This is a genomic window from Corallococcus sp. AB045 (assembly GCF_003668895.1).
Taxonomy (GTDB): domain Bacteria; phylum Myxococcota; class Myxococcia; order Myxococcales; family Myxococcaceae; genus Corallococcus; species Corallococcus coralloides.
The window spans coordinates 1-10,069 of record NZ_RAWN01000272.1 but is presented as its reverse complement, the minus strand read 5'-3'; the positions used below and the strand labels follow the sequence as shown (position 1 = coordinate 10,069).

Genomic DNA, 10,069 nt, shown 5'->3' with positions numbered 1-10,069 from the left:
GCGCCAGCCCCCGGTACGCCCGCGCCAGCTCGCGCAGCGTCACGTCCCCGTTGCCCAGCACGATGCCCACGCCGTAGTGCGACGCGCTCTCCTTGAGGCTCTGGAAGCCCGCCTCGCGCAGCACGCGCAGCACCTGCTCCGGCCCCAGCGCGTCCGCCACCCGCACGGCCGGGATGTTGTAGCTGGACGCCAGCGCCGCCCGCAGCCGCACCGGACCGTGCGCGCGCCGATCATAGTTCTTCGGCACATACGCGCCGCCCGGCGTCGCCAGGTGCACCTCCACGTCCGCGAGCACGCTCGACGGCGTGAAGCCCTTGCTCAGCGCCAGCCCGTACGCGAACGGCTTGAGCGCGGACCCCGGCTGCCGCAGCGAGCGCACGCCGTCGTTCTGCCCGCCCTTCTCTTCATCCAGGAAGTCCGAGGACCCTACGTACGCGAGCACCTCGCCCGAGGCATTGTCGATGACGATGGCCGCCGCCTCGCCCACGCGCCGGTGCGCCAGCCCCCGCAGCTCCTCCGTGATGGCCTTCTCCACCGCCACCTGGAGCGCAGGGTCGATGGTCGTCTCGATGCGCGACGCCCGATCCAACCCCAGCTCCGGCAGCCGCTGGAGCAGCGCCGTCGTCAGGTGCGGCACCTCGAACACGCGCTCCGGAGGCACCAGGTCCAGCGGCGTCTCCTCCGCCAGCCGCGCCTCCTCCTTCGTCAGGAAGCCCTCCTCCACCATGCGCGACAGCACGTCGCGCATCCCGGCCTTGGCCATCTCCGGCCGCCGGTATGGATCCCTCCGCGCGGGCGACCGGGCCATCCCCGCGAGCAGCGCCGCCTGCCCCGCCGACAGCCGCTCCGCGGGCCGCCCGAAGTACCGCCGCGCCGCCGCCTCCACGCCGAACGTGGAGTTCCCCAGCGGCACGCGGTCCAGGTACTCCAGCAGCACCTGCTCCTTGGACAGGTGCGCGGTCAGCCGCAGCGCCCACAGCGCCTCGCCGGCCTTGCCCCACCAGGAGCGCTCCCGGGGCACCAGCCTGCGCGCCAGCTGCTGCGGAATCGTGGACGCGCCGGACACGATGCGCCCGGCGGACACGTTGTCTCGCGCCGCCCGGGCCACCGCCACCACGTCCACGCCCGGATGCCACGTGAAGCGTTGATCCTCCGCGGCGATGAAGGCCTGCCGCACCTTCGGAGGAATGCGTCCCTCCGGAAGGCCCACACTGCGTCCGTCCTCGCGGGAGAGCACCTCGCGCAGGGCGTGGCCCGTGCGGTCGGTGAGCACCAGCGAGGACAACGCCTCGCGGGACAACAACGTCCCCGGCAGGGGCCACGCGATGAAGCCCGCGCAGCCCACCACCAGGAGCGCCGCCAGTACCGCCACGGCGCGCACCGTCCCGCGAAGCGTGAGGCGCTTCATCACTTCGAAGCGACCTCGTCCGGCAGCAGCACCGGGAAGCGTCCACCCTCGGAGCGGCCGAACACCTCCGGCGCGTACATCTCCTCCGCGTGCGCGGGCTTGAGCAGGAAGTCACCCGGCGTCGTGGCCCGGGCGACGAAGGTCGCCACGTGCACACCGGGGGGCAGCTCGTCGGCGAAGAACACCACGCGGTCATCCCGCATCTCCGTGTGGTTGAACGGCGACCAGAAGCGCGTCGCCCAGACGTTCTGGGGCTCGTCCGTCTCCGACAGGTCCTCCTCGCTCTCGTACTCGTAGCCATCGCCGGGGCCCTCCTCCTGGCCGGAGCCCGCGGGGCCCGGCAGCCGCGCCGTGCTGGCCAGCGACGTGTCCACCGGCTCCAGGCCCGCGGGCAGCGGCACGTCCACCGCCACGAAGTTGCGCCGCATGGGCGTGGCCACGCGCACGCGCACGCGCACCAGCTCGCCCGCGCGCGCCGCCTTCGCCTGGCCGCCGCCCGTGTACGGCTCGAACCAGCGCTGGACGATGATGCCCCGGTCCATGGGGTCCACCGGCAGCTGCGCCGGCGCGTAGCGCAGGAGCGCCCCGTAGTAGAGGTTGCCCGTGCCGTTCACCCCGAAGGTGAGCGGCTGCGCCTTGTCCGCCGGGCCCAGCTTCTCCACCGGCACCTGCACCGTCTTCACGCCCATGTCGCGGCCCTTGAAGTCGGCGGAGGCAATCACCTGCCCGCCCAGCTTCACCACCGCCTCGAAGGACGGCACGGCCGTCTCCTTGCGGCGCACCACCTCCGACAGCGCCATCAGCGTAAAGGCCGCCTCCTGCGTGTTGCGGAAGCGCCCGTCACCCTCGCGCGCGGACGCCAGGTAGCGGCCCATCTTCGACACGTAGGGGTGATCCGGCTGCACGTCCACCAGCGTCTGGAGCACCAGCGCCGTGGTGCGCGTGTCGGAGGACCAGAGCGGCGCGTACGTCTTGGGGTCCGTCTCCTGGAAGTGCACGCCCGCCGCGGACTCCTGGGCCTGGTTGAGCAGCTCCTGGAGCAGCTTCTGTCCCTGCGCGCGGTTGCCCTTCCCCACGAAGATGGCGTCCGTCAGCATCGCCTGCGCGAAGAGCGGCAGCTTCTGCCGCTGCTCGAACAGCTCGTTGTAGTACGACGGCCGCGGCGACCCCATGCGCGACAGCGTGTAGAGCGCGAACACCCGCGTCTCCAGCCCCGGCGCGTTGCAGCCATAGGCGCACTGCGTGCACACGCCCGCCGCCACCTTGTCCGCCAGGAACTTCCTCGCCTTGTCGAGCACGCCCGCGTTCACCGGGTAGCCCACCTCCTTCGCGCGCGCCAACGCCAGCGTCGCGTACGCGGACGCATACGGCGACGCGCAATCACTGGAGGCCCAGAAGCGGAAGCCGCCGTCGTGGTTCTGGAGCGCTTCAATCTTGCGCACCGTCGCCGTCACCACCGCGTCCGGATCCAGCGTGCCCTGCGTCTTCAGCGCGTCCTCGCTGAGGAAGCCGCGCACGAACGCCTGCTTCTGCTCTTCCGAGCCGCCGGTCCACGCCACGCCGAACTTGCCGGACAGCTCGCGCAGCGCGACGAACGGCACCAGCCGCGACGACATCTGCTCCAGGCACCCGTAGGGGTAGTCCACCAGCTGGTTCATCGACTCGTCGAACCCGCCCATCACGGTGGAGGACATCGTCAGCGAGAGGCCGCCCATGCCCGGACGCACGCCACCCGGCGGCTTGAGCCCTTCCACGCGCTCGTTGGTCGTGTCGCCGTAGACCGCCACCGCCTCCATGCCCACGGGCAGCTGCACGGGGATCTTCTGCTCCACCCCGTCCGTCTCACCGCCACCCGCGACGGCGAAGCGCAGCACCGCGGTGCCCGGCTGCTCGGCCACGAAGGTGAAGCGCACCTCGCGGGCCTTGCCGTCCAGCTGCACCGTCTTCTCCGAGGGCCCCTCCACGCGCACGCCCGTGAGCTGCGCGGTGACCTTGGCCTCCTTGATGGCCGGGTTGGTGGTGTGGATGACCACGCCCGCCTCCGCCTTGTCACCCACGCGCACCAACCGGGGCAGCGCCGGCAGCGCCAGCAGCGGCTTGGCCACCTGCACCTTGCTCTCGCCCACGCCGAAGCGGTCCGCGTCCGTCACGGCCACCGCCATGATGCGGAAGGTGGTCAGGTTGTCCGGCAGCGTGAACTCCACCTTCGCCTGGCCCTGGTCGTCCGTCTCCACCGACTGGAACACCGCCGTCGTCTTGAAGTTGGACCGGATGCCGGAGCCCGTCGTGTCGGAGCCGCCGGAGCCGCCCGGCCGCGAGCCCTTCTCGCCATACAGCTTGCGCAGCACCAGGTGGATGAGCGGCTCGCCGATGCGCACCGACAGGCCGCGCTCCTGGAACATCGCGTCCAGCGGATCCGGAGCCTTGTAGCCCGTCAGCCGCAGCACGCCCTCGTCCACGGCCCAGAGCGTGACCTCGGACTTCGTGCCCTTGCCCGTCGCGTCCTTCACCGCGACGTCCACCGTCACCTTGTCGCGCGGGCGCTTCTCCGGCGCGTCCGGCGTCAGCGCCACCGACAGGCGCTTGGCCTTCTTCTCCACCTTCAGCTGGGTGTAGCCCACGCGCACCGCGGGGCGGCCCGGGTCGTCACCGGACTCGATGCCCTTGGCCGCCTCCACACGGCCGCGCACCAGCACCACGCCGACGAAGACGTTGGGGATGGCGCCCTCGCCCAGCGGCACGTCCAGCGCGGTGGCGCTGCCCTTGAGCTTCACGCGGCGCACGCTGAGCACGCCCTCGCGCTCCACCGTGATGATGGCGTCCGCCTGCGGGTACGGGCTCTTCACCAGCACCTTCGCGGTGTCACCCACGTCGTACAGCTGCTTGTCCGCAACCAGGTCGATGCGATCCGTGTCGTTGCGCTGCCAGGACACCCAACCGGAGCCCGTGACGTAGAGCGAGTCGCGCGTCGTCGCCTTGCGGCCCTTCGCGTCCGTGGCCACCGCCTCCATCACGTACAGGCCGGGCTCGGCGGGGGTGAACTTGCACGGCTGCGGCGTCGCCGCGCTCTTCACATTGCACTTCGCAGCCTCCGTCTCCACCGGCTCCGTCACGGTGAACCACTGGCCGCCGTCGCCCTTCTTGCGGATGGACTTCCACTCGCGGCGCTTGATGTTCACGTCCACCGCGACGCCGTCCTGGCGCTTGCCCTCGGGCGTGACGGCGACCAGCTCCAGGCCCACCTCCTTGCCGGCCTCCGCGAAGCCTGTGGAGAGCGTGCGCAGGCCCGCGTAGACGTCCGCGGGGTGCACGATGATGAGGTTGCGGTTGGCCACGCGCTGACGGTTGACGTCCTCCACCTCCGCCTCCAGCGTGTACTCCCACGTCTTGCCGCCGGGCGCGTCCGCGTTGCCCACCGCCAGCGCCAGCTGGCCCTGCGCGTCCGTGCGGCCGTCACCGGAGCCGAACGATTCGCTGCTGTGCTCCGGCTGGTCGTCGTCCCACCACCAGGTGTTGACACCGAAGGTGAAGGCTTCATTGCCCGGAGGCGTGAAGAAGGAGCTCACGCGCTGCACGCTCCAGCGCACCTGCGCGTCGCCCATGGCGCCGCCGAACAGGTAGCGCGCGTCCACGCGGGCGGTGAGCGGCTCGCCGGCCGCGACGTCCTTCTTCGGCACCGCCACGTCCACGCGGAACTGCGGCGCGCGGTACTCCTCCACGCGGAAGGTGCCGCCGTAGCTCAGCGTCTCGCCGCCGACCTTCAGCTTCGCGGCCACGTCGTAGTAGCCGAGCGGCATGTCCTTGCCCAGCTTGAGGTCCGCGCGGAAGGTGCCGTACTTCGTGACGGTGGCCTCCGTCTGGAAGACCTTCTCGCCGCGCGAGCTGGTCACCGTCACCTGCGCCTTCGTGTTCGCGGGCGGAGACTTGAGGACTCCCAGGCGGCGGTAGCGCGCCACGCCCTTGAGCATCACGTCGTCACCGGGGCGGTAGATGCCGCGGTCGGCGAACACGAAGCCCAGGCTGTCCGCGACGCGGCCCTCCCACGCGCTCTGCAACGAGAACGCGCCGGGCGACATGCCGCCTTCCCACGTGGACAGCGTCACGCCGATGTCCGTGTCCTTCACCGCGGACACCATGGCCCAGGGCGTGTCCCAGGCGTTCTCGTTCTTGGGCTTGAGCAGCTCCGACAGGCCCGGCACCTTCGCCAGGCCGTTGGCGTCCGTCGTGCCCGTCCAGTGCTCCGTGCCCTGCTTGTCCCAGAGCGTGAGCTGCGCGTCCGGCACCGGGGCGCCCGTCGCCAGCGACGTCACCCACACCACGCCCGAAGCGGCGCCCAGCTTCGCGTGCACCGCCAGGTCCGTCACCTGCCCGATGACGCGGCGCGGGTACTTCTGCTTGAGCGACGGCGCATCGAGCCGCGCGAGGAACAGGCCCGTCTTCGCCCCGCTGAACGCCGGGCGCAGATCCAACGGCGTGGTGCGCTCCACGTTGCGCGCGGACTTCGTGTCCAACGTCGTCCGGTAGGGCTCCGAGGACGGCCACTCGCTGGTGTCGATGAGCTGCGCGAGCTGCGCGGGAGACAGCGCCCACACCTCCGCCTGCACCTCCGGGACGTTGGTCGTCACCATGGGGATGGAGCCGTCACCGGACGCCTCCACCAGCGCCTCGCGCGAGCCGGAGTCGAAGGACGGCTCCACGTCCGACAGCTTCACCTGGCCCTGGAAGGCGGGGCCCGTCTGGCCGAAGAGGTCCTTGTACCCTTCCGCGACCTTGATCTTGTACGTGGTGCCGGGGCGGTAGCGGCCGGGCAGCGACACGTAGGGGTTCTTCAGTTCCGAGCCCGACCACGGCAGCTGCGTCTGCACGCGCTCCCAGTCGATCTCCGCCTTCGGCTCCAGCGTCACCTTGCCCTTGAGCGAGGCGGCGTCCAGCTCATTGGACGTGAAGAGGATGAGCGGGCCGTAGGAGCACTGCTCCTCGCCCCAGGTGAACACGCACGCGCCCGCGGACTCCACCTTGAGCGCGCCGTAGGTGGCGTAGGGGTGGCGCACCGCCTCGCCCATGGGCAGCGGGCCCTCCGTGCCCGTCAGCTCACCGTCCACCACCAGGGTGAACTGCGTCCCCGAGGGCAGCTTCTGCGCGGGCTTCAGCTCGTACTTCACGCGGCGGTCCTGGGACCTGCGCGCCGGGCCGCTGCCCACCTGCACTTCCTTCACGTCCGCGAGCGGCGTCGCCTTCACCAGCGTGAGCGGCACGGGCGCGCCGGCCGCGGGCTCCAGGCGCGCGTGCTGCGCCAGGTCCTTCACCGCCTGGTTGAAGGTCAGCGTGAAGACCTGCTCCGGCTGCACCCAGCGGAACTCCGACTCCGGCTGCGCGGTCTGGAGCGAGGGGCGCTGCGTCTCGAACTGGAAGGTGTACGGCTGCGCCAGCGCGGTGCCGTCCATGGCCTTGAGGCCCGCGGGCACCGTCACCGTGTACTGCGTGCTCAGCTTCACGGGCGCGCTCGGCACGAACTCCACGCTCGCGGAGCCCAGCCAGCGCCACTCGCCTTCCAGCGCGGGGGTGATGGTCGCGGGGGCCGCCAGGCCACGCTCCGCGGCCACCGAGCCCAGGGCGATCATCGGCTTGGTGAAGGTGATGGTCGGCCGGGCGCTGCCGTAGACCTGGCCCGTCGGCCGCGCGGCCGCGATGGAGAGCGGGCCTTGCGCCGCGGCGTCCTCGGCGTCGATCTTCAGCGCGGGAGGCTCGGGCAGCGGCTCGACGGCGAGGCCAGGGGATTTCGAGGACGGAGTCGGCGCGGTGCCGGTCTCCGAGGGGCCGCCCTTCGAGTCCTTGTCGCCGCATGAACACGCGGTGGCGACGACGAGGCAGAGGGCCAGCAGAGAGAGTCTGCGCATGGTGGGGCTCACGAAGTTCCAGGGCGGGCAATCGTGGATGTCCCCCCTGAAAAATGACGCGAGCACCGTACCATGGGGCACCCCGCCCCGCTTTCACTCCCGCGTCATCCGCTGAGGCGCGGATCCGCACCTCGGATTCCGAGCGCTTGAGAGTCCCGGCCCGGGCCAGGAACGCGGCTGTAACGCAGCCTGACATCCAGCACCGGAGGACCATCCGCGAGCACGGAGGTCGGGGCGAAGGCCCGGGCAACGGACACGACGCAGCCGCCCAGCAGCTTGCGCAGGTGGGACTTCGGACGGCGAGGGGATGACGCCATGGGTGCCTCCGGCCGGATGGGGAGGCACCAAGGTGGAAGGGGCGAGGCGGCCGGGCCATCGCACCGGTGCGCAGCGCCCCTTCGTTCAGCGGACAGTGGCGGGCCTTCAGCCGCCGCGCAGCAGCGTGGCGCCCGCGCCGAGCCCCAACAGGAAGGCCACGACGACGAGCAGCATCACCCAGCGCACGGCGACGCCGGTGGCGCGCGGGGTCTGCTGCCCTACGGTGGCGCGCGTGGGCGCGGATTCGTCCGGCACGAGGATGCGGACCTGGATGGCGGCGGTGCGCAGCACTTCGTCCACGTCGGTGAGGAACTTCTCGTACTCCTCCGGGACCAGCTCCAGCGGCGTGCCGTGCTGGAACTCGTAGCGCTTGGCCACGGCCTCGTGGTTGCGCAGCGAGGCCTGTCCCTTGGCCACGTCCACCCAGCCCGCGACGAGCGCGGGCGCGGTCCCCTTGCGGTCCACGAGCGAGATGGCCTGACGGGCCTGCTTGCCACCCGCGGTGCTGGGACCCTCGGGTTCGTCCACGCGGAGGATGCGGTGCGGAGAGCGGCCGTAGATCTTGTGCTGGAGCTCGGCCTTGAGGCGCTCCGCGAGCAGCGCGGAGTGGGTGGCGAACATCGTGCGCAGCTCGGGCGCCGCTTCGGACTGGCTCGCCGCCTGCGCGGACGGGAGTGGAGCGAAGATCATCGGCTCCGGCCGGCTGGCCTTGCGAGGAGGCTCGGAGGAGCTTCCGTCCAGTTCGGCGCCATGGCCCGCGCGGATGATCTCCGGCAGCTCGAAGCCCTCCTCCTGCTTCGCGCCGTCACGGCCCAGGCGGGCGATCTCAGGGAGCCCCTGCCCCTCGCCCTGCTTCGCGCCGCCACGAGCGGAGCCCGCTCCCCGGGAAGGGCGCGCGATCTCCGGAAGGCCCTGGCCCTCTTCGCGTGCACCACCGCGACTCGGGCGGACGATCTCCGGCAGGTCCTGCCCCTCTTCGCGAGTCACCGCACGCCCCGGACGAACGGCCTCTGGAGCGCCCTGCCCGTTCTCGCGTGCGCCGCCACGCGATGGGCGAGCACCCTCGCCCGCGCGCCCCTGCCGGACATTCTCCCCGTCACGTGACGGGCGTGCGGCGGTCGCCGGAGCAGCAAACGCGGCGTCCTCCTCCTCCCACGCGCCCTGGCCAGGGGGCGGCGGCGGGGGCGACAACCCATCCACGCGGGTCTCCAGGACCAGGTCATCGTCGGGAACCGGAGGCGGCGTCATCCGCGTCTCCAGGCCAGTGAACTCGGCGACGCGCGGGGCCGCGCCCGTGGGGGGCGCGGTCCGCGACTGGTTGCCCCAGGACTTCCGGCCGGGAGCCGCCGCGGAGGAACGGGCTGCCTCCGCGGCGTCGCGCTGCACCGCGGGCGGCACCTGGGTCTGCTCGGTGCGGACCTCGTCCGTCTCGTCCAGGTCGTCGTCCAACGGTGCGACCCGGGTCTCGTCGATCCGATCCGGCTCGTCGTTCCTGCGGTGCCCCTTGGCCATGTGCGCGACCTCTCGCGTCAGACCATAGCGCGTCACCCGACCGCAGGGGATGGGCCGTGCACGGTCAGTATTTCGGCCAGTCCGGGCAGACAATCTCGATGGAGCCGCCAAGCCACGACGCATAGGCCGCGTCGTCCGCGACCGTGTACGGCTTCCGATAGGTCCGCTCGAAATACTCCGCCCAGTGCGGCTGCGAACCATCCAGGTCCGTGAACCCGTACTCGCGCGCCAGGGTCCACGACGCGACCACACGCCCCGCCCTGCGGTGGACGTCCGGATCCGCCGCGAGCGCCGCCACCCCGCGGCCCACGTACGACGGCGTCTCCGACGCGATGAAGTCCGGGACGTTCTTCACCGCGTCGCGCCAGTTCGCCTCCTTCACCCCGAAGCCATCCAGCATCTCCTCCGAGCGCAGGAACCCCGGCGTCACCGCCAGCGCCGTGAGGTTCGTGCGGCGCAGGTCCCTCGACATCGCGAAGGCCAGCCGGATGACCGCCATCTTCGTCACGTCGTACGCGACGGCGCCCCGGTAGCCGAACGAGTCCCCATCCGTCACCTCCACGATGAGCCCCCGGTCGCGCTCCAGCATCATCGGCACCGCGTAGCGGCTGGTGACGAGGTGCGTGTACACGGCGCGGTCGAACATCAGCCGCGCCTTCGCCGGAGACTGCTTCCAGAACGCCAGCCCCAGCTCGTGCAGCGTCTCCCCGCCCCAGATGTCGTTGACCAGCACATCCAGCTTCCCGGCCTCCGCGCGGATGCGCTGACACAGCGCCTCCACCTCCTCCTCCACGGAGTGGTCCACCCGCACCGCGATGCCCTTCCCGCCCAGCGCGGTCACCTGCTCCGCCGTCTCCTCGATCGTCTCCGGCCGCGACGCTCCGCTCGCAAGCCCACCCCGTACGCTGCGCCCGGTGCAGTACACCGTGGCCCC

5 protein-coding genes are annotated in these 10,069 nt (G+C 71.6%); all 5 read right to left on the bottom strand.

Annotation, left to right across the window (positions count from 1 at the left end):
• On the bottom strand, positions 1-1,408 hold a 1,408-nt coding region (locus tag D7Y21_RS37565), incomplete at its 3' end, for a transglycosylase domain-containing protein (RefSeq protein WP_199735568.1).
• The gene (locus D7Y21_RS37560; protein WP_121718261.1) at positions 1,408-7,305 is read right to left on the bottom strand and encodes an Ig-like domain-containing alpha-2-macroglobulin family protein; all 5,898 of its coding nucleotides are present in this window, start codon (positions 7,303-7,305) and stop codon (positions 1,408-1,410) included. The genes D7Y21_RS37560 and D7Y21_RS37565, both read right to left, overlap by 1 nt.
• 104 nt (positions 7,306-7,409) lie before the next feature.
• Positions 7,410-7,622, bottom strand: coding sequence for a hypothetical protein (locus D7Y21_RS41620; protein WP_147443163.1), 213 nt, complete (start codon positions 7,620-7,622; stop codon positions 7,410-7,412).
• Between the two features lie 106 nt (positions 7,623-7,728).
• Positions 7,729-9,135: a hypothetical protein gene (locus tag D7Y21_RS37555; RefSeq protein WP_121718260.1), complete on the bottom strand. Its 1,407-nt coding sequence runs from the start codon at positions 9,133-9,135 to the stop codon at positions 7,729-7,731.
• Positions 9,136-9,199: 64 nt separating this feature from the next.
• Positions 9,200-10,069, bottom strand: an 870-nt coding sequence (locus D7Y21_RS37550) for an SDR family oxidoreductase (protein ID WP_121718259.1), incomplete at its 5' end; no start/stop codon positions are given.

What these genes read in the sequence shown, in the direction of transcription:
- D7Y21_RS37560 (WP_121718261.1), bottom strand. Translation starts at nt 7,305, where the DNA reads ATGCGCAGACTCTCTCTGCTGGCCCTCTGCCTCGTCGTCGCCACCGCG.
- D7Y21_RS41620 (WP_147443163.1), bottom strand. Translation starts at nt 7,622, where the DNA reads ATGGCGTCATCCCCTCGCCGTCCGAAGTCCCACCTGCGCAAGCTGCTG.
- D7Y21_RS37555 (WP_121718260.1), bottom strand. Translation starts at nt 9,135, where the DNA reads ATGGCCAAGGGGCACCGCAGGAACGACGAGCCGGATCGGATCGACGAG.